The sequence below is a fragment of the Arthrobacter sp. MMS24-T111 genome, assembly GCF_054888995.1.
In genome coordinates this window covers 1,470,317-1,489,599 of sequence record NZ_JBTZRO010000001.1, presented here as the reverse complement: position 1 = coordinate 1,489,599, position 19,283 = coordinate 1,470,317, and the positions used below count along the sequence as shown (strand labels likewise).

Below are 19,283 nucleotides of genomic sequence, written 5' to 3'. Positions count from 1 at the left end.
TGCGAGAGAGCTCACAGCAGGACCCACAGGACATTCCATTCAAGATCTCTTTCCGAGAGCCCAGGTTTAGCGGCAACCGGTGTTCACCCATCACCCACGGAGACGAAATGACAGAAACCACACTTCCCAGGAAGACCCCGGTCAAGGCCGCAATCGCGGCCTGGATCGGTACGACGTTGGAGTACTACGACTTCGCGGTGTACGGCACCTCGTCGGCGTTGGTTCTGAACGTGCTCTTCTTTTCACCTGAGCTTCCCCAGGGCCTCAGCGTGCTGCTCGCCATGATCACCTTCGCGGTCGGCTACGCGGTGCGCCCCCTCGGCTCCCTCATCCTGGGGCCGCTGGGCGATCGTCGCGGCCGCAAGTTCGTCATGATGATCACACTGTTCGGCATCGGCGGCTGCACCTTCCTGATCGGGTGCCTGCCCACATACGCCCAAATCGGTCCTCTTGCTCCAGTCTTGCTCGTGCTGATCCGCGTCATCCAGGGACTGTGCCTTTCCGGTGAGCAGCCCAGTGCCATCACCATGAGCCTGGAGCATGCTTCCGACGGCCGGCGCGGGTTCCTGGCGAGCTTCACCACCTTGGGTTCCTCCTCCGGCACGCTGCTTACCCTGCTGGTCTTCATCCCGATCGCCGCCATGCCTTCGGAGCAGTTGCTGAGCTGGGGTTGGCGGCTGCCGTTCTGGGCCTCCGCCCTCGTCGTCGTCGCTGCCTACCTGATCCGCCGCCACATCGAGGAGCCGCCGGAGTTCGTAAAGGCCCAGGCCGCCAAGGTGAACGTTGCTCCCCTCCGGCACCTTCTGCGCTTCCACTGGCGGGCGGTGCTGCGGATCGTGTTCTGTGCCCTCATCGCGGGTACGAGCTACATGATGCAGACCTTCTCGGTGGCATTCGGTACCGCCGGATACAAGCTGGATAAGCCCACCATGCTCCTGACGACTACCGTCTCGGCCGTGATCGCCCTCGGGATCACGCCCCTCGCAGGATTCCTTGTGGACAAGATCGGCCGCAAGACGATGTTCCTCATCGCAACGGGCGGCGTGGGCGTCACGATGGTCCCCTACCTGTGGTCAATCACGACCGGGAACTGGTCGCTGATCTTCCTGTTCGGCATCATCAACTACTCCCTCTTCTACTCAATGGTGAACGCGTCCTGGCCGTCATTCTTCGCGGAGATGTTCCCCGGCCGCCTGCGCGTCTCCGGACTCGCCCTTGGCACCCAGGTCGGCTTCGCCATCTCGGGCGTCATCGGCCCCGTTCTCTCGACAGCACTCGCTGGCCCCGACCTGAAGGATTGGGTCGGGCCGTCCATGGTGGCGCTCGGGTTCATGGTCCTGGCCGGAGCCTCAGCCCTGACCGCCAAGGAGACCAAGAAGTACACCCTCAAGGAGCTCGACGAGGTGCAGCAGAGCGAACGGGAAACGTCCGTCCTCACGGCCGCGGCCATGTCCCCAAGTTCAGCTGCCCGCGGCCTCGCCGGTTAGACCGAAAAGCAGGATGACGGGATATCTCCCTTGAGATGATCACTGGCTCGCTGAACGTCCCACAACGTTGATTCCGTTGTGAACAGTGAAGACCTCTTAGTGACGGCACCAACAGCCAACCACTAAGAGGTCTTCCTGTTGCCAGGACCGCCGCACCACCAATCCCCGCGTACCCTGGTTCCAGTCCGGAAGACCCTGGCCCGCCGCCCCGATAAGTGCTGGGATAGTGCCTTCAACTGCTGGCGATGTGGAGGCGATGGCGATGGCACGGTTGGACGGGCGGATTGCGGTAGTGACCGGGGCAGCCGGCGGCATTGGACGGGCGGTTGCTGCCGGCCTTACCCGCGAAGGGGCCGCCGTCGTGGTGGTGGCCCGCAGCCAGGCGCGCGCCCTGGCGGCCATGGCGGATATCCGGACCCGCGTCCCGTTCGCGGAGCTGGAGCCCCTGGCCTGTGACCTGTCGCTGCAATCGTCCATCCGTGAGGCCATGGCCGAACTTCTTTCCCGTCACGACCGGGTGGACGTCCTGGTGAACACCGCCGGCGTCTTCCGGAAGGAACGCCAGGAAACCGCGGAAGGGCTGGAGCTCACCTTTGCCACGAACGTGATGTCCTATTTCCTGGTGACCGGGCTCCTCCTGGATGCCCTCAAGAAGGGTGCCACGGCCGCCCTGCCGTCACGCATCATCAATATCGCCTCCAAATACGGCAACGTCAGGCTCCCGTTCGATGACCTGCAGACCGCCACGGGCAAATACAGTTTCCTCCGTTCCACGCCACCCACCATGCTGGCCCGGATCCTGCTGACGCAGGAGTTCGCCGAACGGCTGCGCGGCACGGGCGTGGTGGCCAATGCGGTGCACCCGGGACTGGTGCGGAATACGGGGCTGCTGCAGGACGTGGGCGGTCCGTTACGCCGGCTGACCAACACGCTGGGCAAGACGGCGGAACGGGCCGCGGACACGCCGCTGTGGCTGGCAACCTCGCCCGAGGCTGCAGCCGTGACCGGCAAGTTGTGGGGGAAGCGGAAACAGCTTCCCACCCCGGGCATGGGCTCGGACCCGGAAGCCAGGCGGCGGTTGTGGGAGGCGTGCGTGCGCCTGGCCGGTACGGATTTCGCGTGAACGGCTCCCGGACGGCAACGGACTGGCCAACGTAGCGGGCAGGGAATTTGTTGACGCGCCCCTGCGTTGTCGATCTGTCCAGAACAATCTGGACAACTGCAGCTCGACAGGAGAAAACACCACATGTCAGTTGACTACGACGCTCCGCGGGTTACTCCCGAGGAAGAGCCGAACGTCGCTTTGGAGGAGCTGAAGTCCGATAAGTCCGGCCGCCGGGAGGCCAGTCCCGACATGGACGAGACGGACCTCGCGGACAGCTTCGAGCTGCCCGGCGCGGATCTTTCCAACGAGGAACTCCTTATCCAGGTGGTCCCGGTGCAGGCCGATGAGTTCACCTGCATGTCCTGCTTCCTGGTCCACCACCGCAGCCAGCTGGCCCGGGAGAAGGACGGCAAGAAGTACTGCAAGGAATGTGAGGGATAGCCGGCAGGCAGGCCGGCCAGGTTCGGATTCCAACCATTGGAATCCGGGCTCGTGGACGGAGCGTGTGGAAGCCATGATGTAGGTCACGCTCCGGCAAGGGCCGGCCGACTGGAAAGAAGGAAACCATGTCCCTCAGCGTTGAGGAAATGAACAAGCAACTCCCGGTGGCCAACGCGCTGCCCGGCGAGGCAGTCCCGTATTACATGGCGTCCGGTGAGGGCGCACGCTACGAGATCAACGGCCAGCTGGTGACAGTCATCGCCCGCGCCGCCGATACCGGAGGGATCTTCAGCGCAGCCTACGTTTCCGGCGGCATGGGAGCCGAATCCCCCTTTGTCAGCCACAGCATCGAGCACAAGACGCTCTACGTGTTCGATGGAATCCTGCACGTCTGGCTGCCTGGCGAGAGCCGGATCCTCACGCCGGGCGACTCGGTGGTCATCCCCCCGAACACTCCGCACGCCTACCGGATGGCGAGCCACTACACCCGGTTCCTGAACTGGATGACTCCCGGCGGCGGCGAAGCCTACTACGAGGGGGTCGGCACCCCCATCGATTCGCACGTCCCGCCGGCCAGGCCCGGGCACAAGGCCAGCCTGCAGGAGCAGGCCGAGGTGGGCGCCGAGTTCGGCATCACGTTCCCCGACGTTGAGCGCGTGGCGCCGTCGTTCAAGCACGACGCCGGCCTGCCGCCCACGCAGAGCCCCTACTTCCTTAGCGCCGGCGAGGGGGAGCGGCTGGCCAGCTACCAGACGATGTTCACCTACCTGTCCCGGCCCGCCAACACCGGCTCCAACTACTTCGCCGTGCACACCAAGGGCGCCAAATCCCCCTACATTCCGCTGCACTTCCACTCGCAGCACACGGAGAACTTCCTCTGCACTGAAGGCCGGATGTGGCTGTACGCCAACGGCCGCGAGATGCTCCTGACCAAGGGCGACTTTGTGCATGCCCCCGCCGGAACCGTCCACTCGTTCGCGCTCGATGCCCACAACACCCAGATGGTGGGTTTCCTCACGCCCTCGGTTTTCAACGGGTTCTTTGAGTACTTCAACAAGCCCACCGAGGACTACATCTACACCGAAGGGGGCGAACCGTACATGGACATGGAAGGCTTCGGCCGCGCCCAGGCCGAGATGGACCTGACCGTGGTGGGTCCCCCGCCGCAGCGCCGCGCAGCCCTGGACATCCCCTAAGCCGCACCACAGAAGGCCCGGACTTCCGAAAGGAAATCCGGGCCTTCCCTGTGTTACCGGGTGGTTTGCCTGACGAGTTCCCGGCCGTAGTCGTTGCCGTTGGGCGTGCGGACCACGGTGTGCATGTGGAACGGGGCAGGCTCCTCGTTGCTGAGGAACACGCCGGTGTGGTGGTCCAGCTCCAGGACCACCACGGGGCTCTGCAGCCGGAAATAGAACGCCTCGCCGCCTTCCCAGCCTCCGATCCAGCTGAAGTATGTCTCGCCGTAGTGCTCGCGGATTTCGCGGCGGCGGGCTGCTCGCGGGCCTTCCGGGAGGTAGGCGGTGAAATCGTCCACCACCGCGTCCAGCAAGGCGCGCGCCCCGGAGGGCATGTCAGCAACCCGGATGCCCTCGTACGGGATCACCCGGTTGTCCTGGAAACAGCCGCCCAGGTGCCGTTCGTCCCCGGGGTGGAGGCGGCCTTCCGGCATGGCAGGGTCCACCATTGCCCCGTACACAACGGCGCGGGATCGTAGCTCGGCCGGCAGGGCGCGCATCAGTTCCCGGGCCAGGGCGATGCGCTCCTTGAATACTTTGACGCCCCGGTGCGGGCCGGCGTCGATCATGTCCGGCTCGGCGCCCATGAACACCGGCGAGATGACCAGCTGCGTCCCCGCGACCAGGCAGTTCAGCGCCGCGTGGTGGCCGAAGCTTGCCACCCCCACGGTTCGGTTTCTGACGGCGCGCCATAGAGGGCGAAGTTGTAGCTGAACTCGTTCATCAGCAGCGGCAGCTCCACCAGGTCACCCAGGAATCCGTTGATGCGCATCAGGTTCCGCACCAGTTCAAAGCCTTCGGCGCTCAGGCTGGCTTCCACCACGCCAAGCACGGCGTCGCGCACCGCGGGTTCCACTTCATCGAGCCGGAGGCCGGTGTCGTGCTGCATGAACTCCGGGTTGGCCCAGCTCTGCCATTCGGGGGCGTCCACGGCATGGCTGAGCTTCCGGGCCCGGTCGGCGTCCAGGGTGCCGAGGAGCTTACGGGCTGCCGCCACCATCTGCGCGGTGGGTGCTTCTTCGCCGGGCCTCGCCGGTGCGAGCTGGTACAGCCCTTCCCGCCGGACGCCGTCGCTGGTGATCCCGGTGAAAGGCTGAGGGTAGAGCTCGCTGCCACCCTTCGATCATGGGCCCGGCGAACGAATCGGTCTTGGCGGCTTCCGCGTACTCGCGGGCGTCCAGTCCGCGGATCCCAGCGACGCGCGGATGGTCCGGGGGGAACAGGTAGTCACGGAAGGACGGCGTCTGCACGGATGCTCCTGGTGGTCTCGAGGGAAGTGGGCGACCAGCCGGCCGCTACGGACAAGGCGGCGCCTGCGGCAGCGGCGGAATTGCCCCGCCACGCCACGTGCTGGTCCGGGCGGACCAGCAGGGTGCCGGCGCCCCATACCTGCGAAAGGTGCGTGCCGTCGTCGGCGGGTCCGACGACGGCGATGGTCACCGGGCAGCCGGTGCGGGCAGCCGCCGCCAGCACCGGCTGGAAGGCTTCCGCCGCCGGCACCCCGGCCAGCGCGCCGGCGTCGGCCAGCAGCGTGAAGCCGATTCCCAAGTGGCTGTACAGGGAGGTGCCGTCCGCCAGCCAGGCGTGCGGCAGCAGGGCGCCGGGGGCGGCTGAGGGAAGGTAGTGGATGGGGTCCTCGGCGGGGGCTGGCAGGGCGTCCGGCACCACCAGGGTTGAGTCCGCGTACGAATAGCCGAGCACCAGGCCCAGTGAGTCGAACTCGCTCCGCTTTATTGCCAGTGCCGCATTGGCGGCCCGCCGCGCCGCGTTGCCCCGTGCCCCTGGGGCCGCGAGGTGGGTGTCCGCGAAGTGGTACGCCAGGGCCTTGCCGTTTTCGGCGGCGTCCCGGATGGTGCGGGCGGCCACCGGGCGGCGCTCCTCCCCATAGCTGGGCAGGAGTCCGGGGCCGGCCCATCCGTTGATGGCGGCGGCGAGCTTCCAGGCCAGGTTGGCGGCGTCGCCAATGCAGGTGTTGAAGCCGTGGCCGCCCCACGGCGGGTTCAGGTGTGCGGCATCGCCCACCAGGAAGATGCTGCCGTGGCTGTACTGCGGAGCCAGCAGCATCCGGGCGGTCCAGGGGTCGGTAGCCACCACCTCAATGTCCACCTCCGCGCCCACGAGGGAGCGGACCATCCCGGCGGCGTCTTCCGCGGTGACATTGACGGCGGGATCCACGCCCTGGACGATCGCCCACCAGGTGCCTTCCAGGTCCATGGGCCCCACCATGCCGGAGGTTTCGGACCCCACCACCCAGTACTGGACGGCCGGGTCCAGTGCAATTGCCGATGCCAGGGACTGCGAGCGGAACAGGATGCTGACGTTGGACAAGGCCGCGGAGCCGCCCTCCAGCCGCAGCCCCAGGCTGCGGCGGACGGTGGAGGACCCGCCGTCGGCTCCGATCAGGTACTGTGCCCACAGCGTGCGGGAGGTGCCCACCGCATCGGTGACGACGACGGCGTGCGGCCCGGTGGCATCGCCGCCCGCAGAGCTGGCATCGGTGACAGACCACCCGGTGACGAAGGTGACCAGGGGGTTGTCCGTTGCGGCCTTGCGGAGGACTTCCTCAAGGACCGGCTGCGGCACCTGCTGGCCGCACTCGGGTTGCGGGCCGTACCGGCCGGGGACCAGTTGGAAGGCGTTGCGGAACCGGCGCAGTTCGTGGGCGGCGGGGCCGGTGAGCCCGGTGCAGAAGATCACGTCCTGCCCATAGTCCACCGGCAGCGGCGCCGCGTCCCGGAGCGCGTCCGCGAGCCCCAGCCGGCGCAGGTGGGTCATGGTGCGGGCGTTGGTGGTCTTGGCCCGCGGCCGGGTGTGGTCCACGGCGGTGCGGGGTTCGATGACGGTGCTGGCGATGCCGCGCGAGGCGAGGTCCAATGCCAGGAAGAGCCCGCTGGGGCCGCCGCCGGCGATGAGTACCTGCGCCTCCGCCGGAAGGTCTGCAGCGTGATGGGATGCGGTCATCAGGCACGGCTCCGCAGGGAAAGGTCCCCCACCGGCGTGGTCAGCGTGCCGAGCTTCTCGATCTCCACTTCCACGGTGTCGCCGGGCTGGAGGAGCCACTGCGGGGTGCGGGCATAGCCAACGCCGTCGGGGGTGCCGGTGGCGATGACGTCGCCGGGGTGCAGCGTGAACGTCTGGCTGATGAGGGCAATGATGGCGGGGACGGAGAAGATCATGTCCCGGGTGTTGCCGTTCTGGGCCTCGATGCCGTTGACGCGGGTGCGGACCTGCAGGCCTTCGCGGAGGTCCCCCACCTCATCGCGGCTGACCAGGGGACCCAGCGGCCCGCTGAAATCGCCGTTCTTGCCCAGGGTCCACTGCGAGGTGAGCTTCTGGGCCCTGCGGGAGGTGATGTCGTTGAACGTGGAGTAGCCAAAGACGGCGTCGCCGGCGGCGGATTCGTCCACTGACTCGACCCGGCGGCCGATGTAGGCGGCCACTTCGCCTTCCCAGTCCAGCCCGTCTTCGCCGGCGGGGACGGGGACCGGGACGTTGCCCACCGACAGGGACGCCGTCCAGCGGGCGAACAGGGTGGGGTACGGGGGCAGTTCCTGGTCTTTGAAGCTGCCTTCGGCAACGTGTGCCTTGTAGTTCAGCCCGACGCAGATAATCCGGGCCGAGGCGGGGACCAGCGGCACCTCGGTGACGCTGCGGCGCTCAAGCCAGGCGCCGGCGTCGGACGCTTCACTGCCCGCCGCGCCGGCAACCAGGCCCGCGGCCTTGTCCTGCCAGCCCTCGGCGTCGGCCCAGAATCCTGGGACGGGTACGAGCGGGAGGACGCGGGAACCGGCGAGGGCGGCTGCCCAGGGTTCGCCGTGGTGGGTGATGCCGATGAACTGCATTGGGGGCCTTTCAGGTCCGGTTCCCGGAGTGCGCGTACGCACCGGGCAAGGGTTGGGAAATCAGTGCAGGTCCGCCTGGCGGCGGAAGAACTCGATGGTGGCGGCGGTGGCCTGTTCCGCGGCCGTGGTGCTGCGGTCCGGGAAGCTGCCACATGTGGTCCGCGTCCTCCAGCAGGAGGAGGTCGACGACGTTTCCGGCGGCTTTCAGCGCGGCGGCGAAGGCGGTGGACTGTTCCACGGGGACGAAGCGGTCGGCCGTGCCATGGATCAGCAGGAACGGCGGCGCGTCCGGGTGCACGTAGGTGGCGGGACTGGCGGCGCGTGCTTTGGCGGGGGCGTCCGCCGGCTGGGCACCGATCAGCAGGGATTCGCGGGAGCCGGGGTCGTCGGCGCGTGCAACGGCATCAGGCCGCGCCTGGGACCCCATGGTCACAAGGTCAGTGGGCGGGTACCAGGCCACGACGCCGGCCACGCGGCTGTCGACGTCGGCGTCGGGGCCAGGGGCCGGGTCCACAAAATCCGCGCCTCCTGACGTCAGGCCGAGGAGGCTGGCCAGGTGGCCGCCGGCGGAGTCACCCCAGGCGTAGATCCGGTCCGGGTCCACCCCGTACTCGGCAGCGTGGGCCCGGAGCCAGCGGACGGCTGCTTTGGCGTCCAGCAGCTGCGCCGGGAAGGTGGCGGTGTCCGTCAGGCGGTAGTCGGCCGAGGCCACCACGAAGCTGGCGGCCGCGAGCTGCTCAATGGGGCTGAGGCGGAAACCGTCCACGCCAGGGCCCAGGGAGGACCGCTCCCCCGTCCGCCAGCCGCCGCCGTGGAAATGGACCACGGCGGGCAGGCCGGCCTGGCGGCTGCCCCCGCCTCCCGGGGGCGCCGCCTCCGGAAGGTAAAGGTCCAGCAGCAGCGGGTCCGCGTTCTGTGGCCGGCCGAACTCGATCCCCCGGAGGATCCGCAGTGCCGTCATCGTTGACTCCATGTGTGCCGCGCCGTTTCTGTCCTGTTGCCTCTGTCCCGGCGTTGCCGGGCGCCGGACCAAGGTGGTCCGCGTTCATGGACTCAACTGTGGGGCATGGGCGGGTCCGGATGCGCGGGCGGTTTCACTGAATGAAACTGGTTCGCTGAGGACCGAACGGTGACTGGCAGGAGCACGGGGGTGACCCCGGCGATTCGGTCAGCGCGCTTCCTGCGCCGGTGGCTCTTCCTTCAGCGGACGCCTGGCCAGCCACGCCGCAACGATGGCGCCGGAGATGTTGTGCCACAGGGAGAAAACGGCGGACGGGAGTGCCGCGAGCGGGGCGAAGTGGGCGATGGCCAGCGTCGATGCAAGGCCGGAGTTCTGCATCCCCACTTCGAACGCCAGGGCACGGCGGGCCTTGTCGTCCAGGCGGCCCAGCTTGCCGGCCAGGTAGCCCAGGCCCAGGCCGAAACCGTTGTGGAGCACCACGGCAAGGAACACGATGGCCCCGGCGTCGAGGATCTTGTTGGCGCTGCCGGCCATCACGATGGCCACGATCAGGGAGATCACGACGGCGGAGGCCCAGGGCAGCGCCGGCAGCACCTTCGCGACGAGCTTCTTGAGGAACAGCCGGGCCAGCAGTCCGGCGACCACGGGCAGGAGCACCGTCTTGACGATGTCCAGCACCATGCCGGCGGCGTCGATCTGCAGGTACGAGCCGGCCAGGAACAGGACCAGCAGCGGCGCGACGATCGGGGCGATCAGGGTTGAAACGGAGGCGACGGCGACAGAGAGGGCCACGTCGCCCTTGGCCAGGAACGCCATCACATTGGAAGCGGTTCCGGAGGGTGCGCAGCCCACCAGGATGACGCCGACGGCGAGTTCGGGGTTGAGGTTGAGGGCTCCGGCGATGAGCCAGCCGGCACCGGGCATGATGACGTAGTGCGCCACGATTCCGAGCGCCACCGCCCATGGCCGCTTGGCCACCGCCGCGAAGTCCGGCGGGGTCAGGGTCAGGCCCATGCAGAACATGATGATGCCCAGCAGGTAGGGCACGCTGGGCGCCATGGGTTTGAAGACCCCGGGGAGCAGGAAGCCGATGACACCTGCGGCCACCACCAGGATGGGAAACACCGTCACCGCGATGCGGGCGATCCGGCTCTCCGCTTCCAGCGCAGGGTTGGCGGGTGCCCCGTCCGGGGAATTCTGGGGTTTAGTTGCCTCAAGCATCCAATCATGGTGACACCGGCTGGCACGGCTCCGCCAATTGATGACCGGGAAGGGTAACAACGGCGGGGCCGCACCGCGCCAGGACGTCCACGTCAGAGCTGTTTGCGGAGCTCCATCTTGCGGATCTTTCCGCTGGCTGTGCGGGGCATCTCGGCCACCACCACCAGGGACTTGGGGATCTTGTACCGGGCCAGCCGGCCGTCGAGGAAGCTCCGCAGCCCGTCCGCCGTCAGGGATTCGCCCTCGCGCAGGGTCACGATCGCCTGCGGCACCTCGCCCCATTTGTCATCCGGAACGCCGATAACGGCCACGCTCCCCACGGCGCTGTGCTCGGCGATGACAGCCTCCACCTCGGCCGGGTAGATGTTCTCCCCGCCGGAGATGATCATGTCCTTGAGCCGGTCGGAGACAAACAGGAAGCCTTCCCCGTCCCGGTAGCCCATGTCGCCGGAACGGAACCAGACCGAATCGGCGTAGCTTCCGGCCGTCGCCTCAGGCCGGTTCCAGTACTCCTTGATCACGTTGGGCCCGGAGATCTGGATCTCCCCCACCTCCCCGGGAGCCACGGCGCCGCCCATGGGATCGGCGATCCGGACGTCCGTGAAGAAGTGCGGCAGGCCCGCCGAACCGGCCTTCTCCCGTGACCGCGCCACGGGAAGCATGGTGACTCCCGGCGCTGTTTCGGTCATGCCGTAGCAGCTGGTGAACCCGATACCGCGGTCCTCGTACGCATCCAGGACCCGGCGGGGAATGGCGGAGCCGCCGCACGTGAGCTTGTCCAGGGAGCTGAGGTCCGCCCCCTCCCAGCCCGGGTGTTCGCAGAGCAGCTGGAACGTGGTGGGCACCCCGTTGAGGGTGGTCACCTTGTGCTGCTCGACCAGTTCCAGGACCCTGGCGGGATCGAACTTGGCCTCCAGCACCACGGTGGCGCCCTTCAGGAGCATCGGCAGCAGGCCCATGTCCAGCGATGCCACATGGAAAAGCGGTGAGATCATCAGTGCCACATCGTTGCGGTTCAGGTCCATGTCCACGATGGTGTTGATGCAGTTCCACGTGATGTTCCCGTGGGTCAGGAGCGCGCCCTTGGGTTTCCCGGTGGTCCCCGAGGTGTAGAGGATCATTGCCCCGTCATCGAGCCCCACCGGCACGTCGGGGTGGTCCGGCGCCCCCGCCTGCAGCGCCTCTTCGTAGTGTTCCACCGTGACGGAGTGTTCGACGCCGGCCCGTGGCTGGGCGCCGGAAGGTTCCGTCCCGCCGTCGGCCGCCATCACCAGGCAGTGGGTGACCCCTGTCCCCTCCACCGCGGCGGAAGCGGACGGTTCCAGGGCGGCCGCGTTGACCAGGAGCCGGGCCCCGGAATCCTCAAGCTGGAACTGAAGTTCAGGCGGAGCAAGCCGGGTGTTGAGCGGGACGAAGATGGCGCCCAGCAGGCCGCAGGCGAAGAAGGTCTCCACGAAGGACGGGTGGTTCTCCCCCAGGTACGCCACCCGCTCCCCCTTGGCCACTCCGCGGCCCCGGAGTGCGTTGGCCAGGCGGTCGGCCCGCTCGGCCAGTTCCTCATAGCCAAGGTTGCTGGTTCCGGAAATGAGGGCTGCCTTGGAACCTGATTTGTGCCGGCGGCGCTGCAGCCAGGATCCAACTCCGTTGTTGTCCATGGTTCTCCTAACGGACCGTGGTGAGGTCGTTGTTCTTAGATTCCCGCGTCAGGGCGATGAAGACAATCGAGACGAGGGCCATGACGGACAGGAACACCACCACCGGCAGGATGCTCTGGCCGGAATCCTTGTAGAGGCCGGCGATGATGCCCGGGGTGAAGCCTGCGCCGATGAGGGTGGCCAGCTGGTAGCCCATCGCGGCACCGGTGTAGCGGGACGTGGTGCCGAACTGTTCGGACACGAACGCTGCCAGCGGCCCGTACAGGGATGAGTGCAGGATCAGCGCAACGGTAAATGCTACGAAGACCAGGCCGACATTGCCGGAGCCCAGCATGCCGAACATGGGGAACAGGTAGGCGATGAACAGGGCCAGGCCGGCGATCATCACGGGCCGGCGGCCGAACCGGTCGGACAGGCGGCCGCCCAGGAGGACGAAGATGATGGAGATGGCCGAGGCCCCGGCGAACGCGTACAGCACACCTTGCTGCGGCGCTCCCTTGGAGACGGCATAGGTGACCGAGAAGGTGGGCAGCACCACCTGCAGGCCGAACCCGGCGGCGCCGGCGAACATGATCATGATCAGCGCTTTGGGCCGGCGCAGCACCTCAAGGAGCGGGATCTTGCGCTTGGTGCCGGCCTGGGCCTCCTCCTTGGCCACCGCTTCGGCGAAAATGGGGCTTTCCGAGACCCGCAGGCGGACGAACATGCCCACGATCAGGAGCACGAAGGACAGCAGGAACGGCACACGCCAGCCCCAGGCAAGGAAGGCGTCCTGCGGAAGGGCCGAGAAGGCACCCATCACCAAGGTGCCCAGCACGGCGCCGGTGGGGGCGCCGGCGTTGACGAAGGACGCCGCGAAGCCGCGCCGCTTGGGATCGGCGTGTTCCAGCGCCATGAGGGCGGCGCCGCCCCATTCACCGCCGACGGCGATGCCCTGGCAGACCCGCAGGAGCACCAGGATCACGGCGCCCCACGGCCCGATGACGCCGGCGCCCGGGATCAGGCCGATGAGGGTGGAGGCGATGCCCATCATGGCCATCGAGATGATCAGCATCCCCTTGCGGCCCACCTTGTCACCGAAGTGGCCGAAGATGATGCCGCCCAGCGGCCTGGCCACGTACCCGGCAGCGAAGGTGGCATAGGCCGCCACCACGCCCACCCATTCGTCCGTGCCGGCGAAGAAGACCTTGGGGAAGGCCACCGCTGCGGCCGTGGCGTACAACAGGAAGTCGTAGAACTCGATGGTGCTGCCCAGATAGCTGGACAGGATGACCGTGCGCGCTTCCTTGCGCTTGGCGGCCGTGCCCGCGGGTGCGAGCGTGGTGTGTCCGGACATGGCTGTTCCTAAAGACGGAGGAATGTGGGGTTTTTGGGGTTGCCTGAGGCGGCGGCGCCTAAGGGCGCAGCCTCGGTTTTGGAACTGCTGTTACTGGTGGAACTGGCTCACTTGTAGAAGCGGGCCAGGAATTCGGCGACGACGGCGGGCCGTTCCTGGCCTTCGATCTCGATGGTGGCGTTGACCTTGATCTGGGCGCCGCCCTTGACCTCGGTGACGTCGGCGATGGTGGCCTGCATGCGGACCTTGGAGCCGACCTTCACCGGGGAGGTGAAGCGGACCTTGTCAAGGCCGTAGTTGACCTTGGTGGTGACGCCGTCGACGTCGAACAGCTCGCCCCAGAACGGGATGATCAGCGACAGGGTGAGGAAGCCGTGCGCGATGGGGGCGCCGAACGGGCCGTCTTTGGCGCGTTCGGGGTCGGTGTGGATCCACTGCCGGTCGTCGGTGGCGTCCGCGAACTGGTTGATCTGGTCCTGGGTGATCTGGCGGTAGTCGGTGGTGCCGAGGTCCTTGCCGGACAGGGTGAGCAGGGTGTCGAAATCGACGACGAGATTGGGCATCGTTGCCTCCTGGCAGTTGTTTGTTGGGTGAAGAAGTAGTGGTTCAGCGGGTGAAGGCGCTTTCGCCCGTGAGGGCGCGGCCGATGATGAGGGCGTTGATCTCGTGGGTGCCTTCGTAGGAGTAGACGGCCTCGGCGTCAGCGTGGAAACGCGCGACGTCGGCGGCGAGGGTGATGCCGTTTCCGCCCACCACTTCCCGGGCCAGCGCTACGGTGTCGCGCATGAACAGGGATGTCTGCATCTTGGCCAGGGCCGAGTCCTGGTCGCGGTAGATGCCTTTGGCCTGCTGCTCGGTGAGCCTGACCACCAGGGACATGCTGGCCGTGACGTTGCCCAGCATGCGGGCCAGTTTCTCCTGGACCAGTTGGAAGGACCCCAGGGTGCGTCCGAACTGACGGCGTTCGTTGACGTAGGCGAGGGCTGCCTCGAAGGCGCCGGCGGCTATTCCGGTGGCGATCCAGGCGACGTCCGAGCGCATGGCCCGGAGCATCGCCGCGACGTCCCTGAACGAGTCCACGTTGTGCAGCCGCATGGACTCGTGGACACGGACGCCTTCCAACGTGATGTGGGCGTTCTGCATCATCCGCAGGGCCGTCTTCCCGTGGATCTTCTCCGACGTGACCCCGTCGGCCTCCCGGTCCACGAGGAAGGCCTTGACCTGTCCGTCGGCGGTGTCCCGGGCGAAGACGGCCAGGACGTCCGCGGTGGCGGCGCCACCGATCCAGCGCTTGGCGCCGTCAAGGATCCAGCCGTCCCCTTCACGGCGTGCGGTGGTGGACAGTCCGCCGGCGATGTCCGATCCATGCTCAGGCTCGGTCAGGGAGAAGACGCCCTTGAGCGAGAAGTCGATGACCCGTGGCATCCACTCGCGCTGCTGCTCCGCCGAGGCGCCCACCCGGATGGTGGTGCGGAACAGGCCGGCCTGGGCGGTGTACCAGGTGGCCAGCGAGGCATCGGTGCGGGCAAGTTCGAAGATCCGGAAGCCCTGGTAGATTCCGCGGGCGGGCCCGTCTTCGGTGAGTTCAGCCGGCTCCATCAGGTCCAGGTCGATCAGCGGCCGGGCGAGCTGCTCCGGGAATTCGCCGCGTTCCCAGTACTCGGCCAGCAGGGGTTGTGCTTCCCGGTCCAGGAAGTCCCGCAGCCGGGACAGGACCCGGCGCTCGTCCTGTGTGAGCAGGGACTCGGCGTCGTACCAGTCCGCCGCTTGGTAGAGCCGGGCACCCACGCCGGGTGCCGTCGTCGTGCTGCTGGTGCCCATCTCAGCCACCCAGCCCGAGGAGGCGCACCGCGTTGTCCTTGAGGATCTTGGGCCGGACCTCGTCCTTCAGGGGTAGGTCCGCGAAGGCACCGAGCCATTTCTGCGGGGTGATCAGCGGGAAGTCGGTGCCGAACAGCACCTTGTCCTGGAGGTAGGAGTTGGAGGCCTTCACCAGGGACTCCGGGAAGTACTTGGGCGACCAGCCGGAGAGGTCGATGAACACGTTGGCCTTGTGCGTGGCGATGGAGTTTGCCTCGTCCTGCCACGGCACCGAGGGGTGGGCCATGATGATCTGCAAGCCCGGGAAGTCCGCCGCCACGGCGTCCAGGAGGAGGGGGTTGGAGTAGGCGAGCTTGATGCCATAGCCGCCGGGCAGGCCCGCGCCCATGCCATTCTGGCCGGTGTGGAAGATGGCGGGCAACCCCAGTTCCTGGAGGGTCTCCCACAGCGGGTAGAAGCGTTCGTTGGACGGATCGAAACCCTGCAGGGAGGGGTGGAACTTGAAGCCGCGGGCGCCGAGTTGGATGGCCTGGTGCTTGGCCCCTGCGATGGCGTCCTCGCCGGTGCGCGGATCGACGCTGCCGAACGGGATCAGGACGTCGTTGTTCCGGGCGGCGCCGGCGATGAGTTCGGGGATGCTGTTGGGTTCGTGCTTGAGCTGGGTGCGGGCGTCCACGGTGAAGACGACGGCGGCCATGTTCAGTTCGCGGTACACCTCGGCGATGCGGTCAAGGGACGGGGTGCGGTCCTCGGCCTTGAAGTATTTGGCCGAGGCTTCCGTCAGTTCCTCCGGCAGGGAGCCGTGGCCGCAGCTGTCCACCTCGAGGTGGACGTGCATGTCGATGGCGTCGAGCTTGGTGGCGTCGACGCCCAGCTCGTAGCGGTCGGTAGCCATGATCAGCGGGCCTGGGCCGGTTCGGGCTGGAGGTCGGCTGGCAGCGGCAGGAATTCCTCGCCGTAACTTTGAAGCGTCTCCGGTGTGAACAACTGGCCGGCGCTTTCCAGCAGCGCCTCGTAACTCCAGCCACCTTCCCGGTATTCGGTAGTGGCTGCCTCCGGGTGGGTCCACACCTGCAGCCGGTCACCGCCTGCACCGATGGCCTGGCCGGTGATGGTGGCGGCCTCGTCGGAGGCGAGGAAGGCAACCAGCCCGGCGACGTCGTCGGCCGTTCCAAAGCCCAGGTCGTGGCGGAAGAAGGACGGCATGGCCTCGCCGCGCTCGTCCGCCTCCACCGCCTTCTGGAAGTAGGGGACGGTCTTGGTCATGGCGGTGGCGGCCACGGGAATGACGCTGTTGACCGTGACGCCTGCCTTTTTCATTTCCAGCGCCCAGGTGCGGACCATGCCCACGATCCCGGCCTTCGCCGCCGCATAGTTGGTCTGGCCGAAGTTCCCGCGCTGCCCGGTGGGCGACCCGATGGTGATGATGCGGCCCTGCACGTTGTTTTCGTTGAAGTACGCGAAGGCCTCCCGGACGCAGGTGAAGGTGCCCTTGAGGTGGACGTTGATGACCACGTCGAAGTCCTCGTCCGTCATCTTCAGCAGGGACTTGTCCCGCAGGATTCCGGCGTTGGTGACCAGGATATCGAGCCGGCCGAACGTGTCGACGGCTCCGGCCACCAGCGCCTTGGCGGCGTCCGTCGTCCCTACCGGAACCACCACCGCGGTGGCCCGGCCGCCGTCGGCCTCGATCTGCGCCACAGCCTGGGCGGCAGTCTCGGCGTTCACGTCGTTGATGACGACGGCGGCGCCCTGGCGGGCCAGTTCCTGTGCGTAGGCAAGGCCAAGGCCCTGCCCGCTGCCCGTGACGATTGCAACTTTGCCGTTCAAACTCATTGGCCTGCTCCTTCGCATGCGCCGGCCGAAGCCGCTGGGGTGGTCCCACTTCGGTGTGAGATCCTTGTTTAGATCAATGAAATTACGGATCATTGAAAAAGTCAACGATTGTTTTTTACACCGGAGTTGTGATGGCCACCTTGGGCACCGAAGTTCAGACCCCCCGCCTTGCGGCAGCGAGGATCGGCAGTGATGTGGGCCTGCTGCTGGCCAAACTGCACGCCGCCGGCTCGGTGCTGAACAACAAAGCCCTGGCTGACTTTGGCCTGCGGGAGCGCTCCTTCTCGGTCCTGACGCTGGCGTGCAGCGGGCTGGAGCCCACGCAGCGGGAACTGGCGGACTTCCTCAGCCTGGACCCGAGCCAGGTGGTCACCCTGGTGGACGACCTGGAGCGCCGCGGCCTGGTGGAAAGGGCGCAGGGGAAGCAGGACCGGCGCGCCAAGATCATCGTCTCCACGGCCGAGGGCCGCAGGATGCATACCAAGGCCCGGGCAGCCCTGGACGCCGCGGAACTTCACCAGCTGGCCGGACTGACCGATGGTGAGTCCCAGGAACTGAAGCGGCTTTTGCGCAAGGCCCTTTGGGGCGCGGCGGAGTAGGTCGCTGCCTGGATTTCTGTAATTCTCATCGTCCCGCTGTGGCTACCACGACCCCGACGTTTCTTCGACGAGGTTTCGGACGACTCAGAATCCCCTGACGCCTCCCGTCAAACGCCGGGTCCCCACGGCAGAGCCGCCTAGTCACGGCCTATGCAGGACACGTCATCCGAGCGTCCGCTGAAGGATCGCTTACCGGGCACTCACGTGACGTCCTGACGCAGTTCCCAGTTGGCTTCCGTTGAGCCCGGGCTGATAAAACATCGGCGCTGAGGTTAGTGCTACGAAGCTTCTGGCCGGCCTGTGCACGGGTGAGTGCCAGGAAGCGGCCTGCCCGCCGAAAGTCACGGGCCAGAAATCCGAGCCCTGTGACCAGTACTGCCGCACCGATCGCCATCGCCCATCCGAATAGGCTGTCGCCACGCTTGTTTGAGTCGCTTTCATCGCGCTGAACGAAGCAGGCTACACGCCACCGGGCGTGATGCTCGGGCTCGTCACGGGAGAGCTGATGGCTCTGATTTCAGCGGCGGGTCTAGCTCTCTTTCTTGGAAGTCGTCCGTCAATGAGCGTTAGTCACTGACTTAGTCAGTTGTCTTTACGGCAGTAATGGGAGCGTCCGCAGAAGGATCCGCCACCGCACACCTCGTCGATAGCGCGTTACTTGGTGAATTTCTGGCCTAGCACTTTGCCGGTTTCACCATCGATGGTCACGCGGTACCCATTCCAGGTATTTGCAAGGACAGTGCCGTCATCGGATAGGTCCATGGATAGGTAGCAGTCATGAGAACCTGTCGTCTCCGGAAGGTCTGCGAGCCAGACAAGTGCGCCTTGTTCCGTGAATTTTGCTAAATTGCGGGCAGGACCTTCGCCCATCTCCATGTAGTCCAGTAGGACGAGGACAGAGCCCTCAGTTGGAAGCTCTTTGACGTCTAGTACGGTCACCCCAAGGACTTTGCCGTCGTCACTGATGCCATTGAACATGGAGGAAAGCCTACGCATTGCACGCCACCCATCTTGAAATGCGCGTCTGTGCGTCCACCGGTCGCCCCCGGTTCGCTGTCCCACCGGGCCATCGGCCTACGGGACTTATGAGCGAGGCCAGACAGAGTGAGGACCACAACCGTCCCGCGGCCGAGGCGCAGAGCCAGAAGGCCTGAAGGGGCCTATTTTGCAACCAACCAGACTTCGATGCCACTGAGGATCAGGCCGAGGGCCACCGCGCTAACAACTGTCACTAACAAGCCTCGATGCTTGCCATCGTCTATTTTGAATCTCTTTACGACGGCAAAGATCATGCACCCGACTCCTTCCTCCCAGGCAGAGCAGCAACGCAACCAGAACCAAATCAGCGGGCCCCATCCATCACTCCCTTGTTTCGGATCAGACTAGCTTTTCTGCGTCAGATTGATACGGCCGCCCTTTAAGGGATCCTTAACCGCACGCCCCAGCGTCGCTCGGTTTACTTCGATTCGAAGGAGATGGTCTCTGTGGTCGCGTCTTCGACTGCAGGCTTCCCGTAGATCAGTGCATACCGGGAGTACGGCTCTGGCTGATCGTTTTTGGAGGTATGGTGATCCTCCCAGCGGAGGAAAATCTCGAAGGGATTTCCTCCTGCTTTGCTTCTTGCCCAGGCGATAACGTCAGTGACTTCTCTGGCATCGGTGATATCCCATTCATCAACGAGCCAGGCGAAATTCATGGCCGGCGGTGGAAACCAAAAACGCACTCTGTAGCTCGGCGGTAGATC

General features: G+C 66.4%; 18 protein-coding genes and 1 pseudogene. 5 read left to right on the top strand and 14 right to left on the bottom strand.

What is annotated here, in order from left to right; genetic code table 11:
- Positions 1-107 precede the first annotated feature (107 nt).
- The 4 genes from ACX5I6_RS06905 (at position 108) to ACX5I6_RS06890 (ending at position 4,229) form a co-directional block, all read left to right on the top strand.
- Complete coding sequence (locus tag ACX5I6_RS06905) at positions 108-1,487, top strand: MFS transporter (protein ID WP_461839961.1); 1,380 nt, start codon at positions 108-110, stop codon at positions 1,485-1,487.
- Between the two features lie 262 nt (positions 1,488-1,749).
- Positions 1,750-2,610 (top strand): SDR family NAD(P)-dependent oxidoreductase, encoded by an 861-nt coding sequence (locus ACX5I6_RS06900; RefSeq protein WP_461839960.1) that lies wholly within the window; start codon positions 1,750-1,752, stop codon positions 2,608-2,610.
- 123 nt (positions 2,611-2,733) lie between these two features.
- Complete coding sequence (locus tag ACX5I6_RS06895; protein ID WP_018763281.1) at positions 2,734-3,033, top strand: DUF4193 domain-containing protein; 300 nt, start codon at positions 2,734-2,736, stop codon at positions 3,031-3,033.
- 125 nt (positions 3,034-3,158) lie between these two features.
- A complete protein-coding gene (locus ACX5I6_RS06890) occupies positions 3,159-4,229 on the top strand; it encodes a quercetin 2,3-dioxygenase (protein ID WP_461839959.1) in 1,071 nt (356 codons plus the stop codon).
- Positions 4,230-4,282: 53 nt separating this feature from the next.
- Here ACX5I6_RS06890 and ACX5I6_RS06885 read toward each other — a convergent pair.
- The 11 genes and pseudogenes from ACX5I6_RS06885 to ACX5I6_RS06835 form a co-directional block, all read right to left on the bottom strand.
- Positions 4,283-5,268: pseudogene (locus tag ACX5I6_RS06885) on the bottom strand (DUF3500 domain-containing protein).
- 227 nt (positions 5,269-5,495) lie between these two features.
- The gene (locus ACX5I6_RS06880) at positions 5,496-7,229 is read right to left on the bottom strand and encodes an FAD-dependent monooxygenase (protein WP_461839958.1); all 1,734 of its coding nucleotides are present in this window, start codon (positions 7,227-7,229) and stop codon (positions 5,496-5,498) included.
- Positions 7,229-8,110, bottom strand: a complete 882-nt coding sequence (locus tag ACX5I6_RS06875; protein WP_461839957.1) for a fumarylacetoacetate hydrolase family protein — start codon at positions 8,108-8,110, stop codon at positions 7,229-7,231. The genes ACX5I6_RS06880 and ACX5I6_RS06875 overlap by 1 nt, the downstream gene beginning before the upstream one ends.
- Before the next feature lie 10 nt (positions 8,111-8,120).
- On the bottom strand, positions 8,121-9,071 hold the full coding sequence (locus ACX5I6_RS06870; RefSeq protein WP_461839956.1) for an alpha/beta hydrolase fold domain-containing protein: 951 nt from the start codon (positions 9,069-9,071) through the stop codon (positions 8,121-8,123).
- A gap of 207 nt (positions 9,072-9,278) precedes the next feature.
- A complete protein-coding gene (locus tag ACX5I6_RS06865; protein WP_461839955.1) occupies positions 9,279-10,292 on the bottom strand; it encodes a bile acid:sodium symporter family protein in 1,014 nt (337 codons plus the stop codon).
- A 92-nt stretch (positions 10,293-10,384) separates the two neighbouring features.
- The gene (locus tag ACX5I6_RS06860; protein ID WP_461839954.1) at positions 10,385-11,947 is read right to left on the bottom strand and encodes an acyl-CoA synthetase; all 1,563 of its coding nucleotides are present in this window, start codon (positions 11,945-11,947) and stop codon (positions 10,385-10,387) included.
- Positions 11,948-11,954: 7 nt separating this feature from the next.
- Positions 11,955-13,283, bottom strand: a complete 1,329-nt coding sequence (locus tag ACX5I6_RS06855) for an MFS transporter (RefSeq protein WP_461839953.1) — start codon at positions 13,281-13,283, stop codon at positions 11,955-11,957.
- A 107-nt stretch (positions 13,284-13,390) separates the two neighbouring features.
- Positions 13,391-13,846, bottom strand: coding sequence for a MaoC family dehydratase (locus ACX5I6_RS06850; RefSeq protein WP_461839952.1), 456 nt, complete (start codon positions 13,844-13,846; stop codon positions 13,391-13,393).
- Positions 13,847-13,889: 43 nt separating this feature from the next.
- Positions 13,890-15,104: an acyl-CoA dehydrogenase family protein gene (locus ACX5I6_RS06845; protein WP_461839951.1), complete on the bottom strand. Its 1,215-nt coding sequence runs from the start codon at positions 15,102-15,104 to the stop codon at positions 13,890-13,892.
- A gap of 1 nt (position 15,105) precedes the next feature.
- Entirely contained in the window at positions 15,106-15,999 is an 894-nt protein-coding gene (locus ACX5I6_RS06840) for an amidohydrolase family protein (protein ID WP_285246859.1), read from the bottom strand.
- 2 nt (positions 16,000-16,001) lie between these two features.
- Positions 16,002-16,940, bottom strand: a complete 939-nt coding sequence (locus ACX5I6_RS06835; RefSeq protein ID WP_461839950.1) for an SDR family NAD(P)-dependent oxidoreductase — start codon at positions 16,938-16,940, stop codon at positions 16,002-16,004.
- A 131-nt stretch (positions 16,941-17,071) separates the two neighbouring features.
- Between ACX5I6_RS06835 and ACX5I6_RS06830 the strand changes: the two genes are divergently transcribed.
- On the top strand, positions 17,072-17,539 hold the full coding sequence (locus ACX5I6_RS06830; RefSeq protein WP_133831446.1) for a MarR family winged helix-turn-helix transcriptional regulator: 468 nt from the start codon (positions 17,072-17,074) through the stop codon (positions 17,537-17,539).
- 654 nt (positions 17,540-18,193) lie between these two features.
- On the opposite strand, the gene ACX5I6_RS06825 is transcribed toward ACX5I6_RS06830, so the two are convergent.
- From ACX5I6_RS06825 to ACX5I6_RS06815, 3 genes are all read right to left on the bottom strand, one after another.
- Positions 18,194-18,517 (bottom strand): hypothetical protein, encoded by a 324-nt coding sequence (locus ACX5I6_RS06825; protein WP_461839949.1) that lies wholly within the window; start codon positions 18,515-18,517, stop codon positions 18,194-18,196.
- A 182-nt stretch (positions 18,518-18,699) separates the two neighbouring features.
- Positions 18,700-18,831, bottom strand: a complete 132-nt coding sequence (locus tag ACX5I6_RS06820) for a hypothetical protein (protein ID WP_461839948.1) — start codon at positions 18,829-18,831, stop codon at positions 18,700-18,702.
- Between the two features lie 164 nt (positions 18,832-18,995).
- On the bottom strand, positions 18,996-19,235 hold the full coding sequence (locus ACX5I6_RS06815; protein WP_109863677.1) for a hypothetical protein: 240 nt from the start codon (positions 19,233-19,235) through the stop codon (positions 18,996-18,998).
- Positions 19,236-19,283 lie beyond the last annotated feature (48 nt).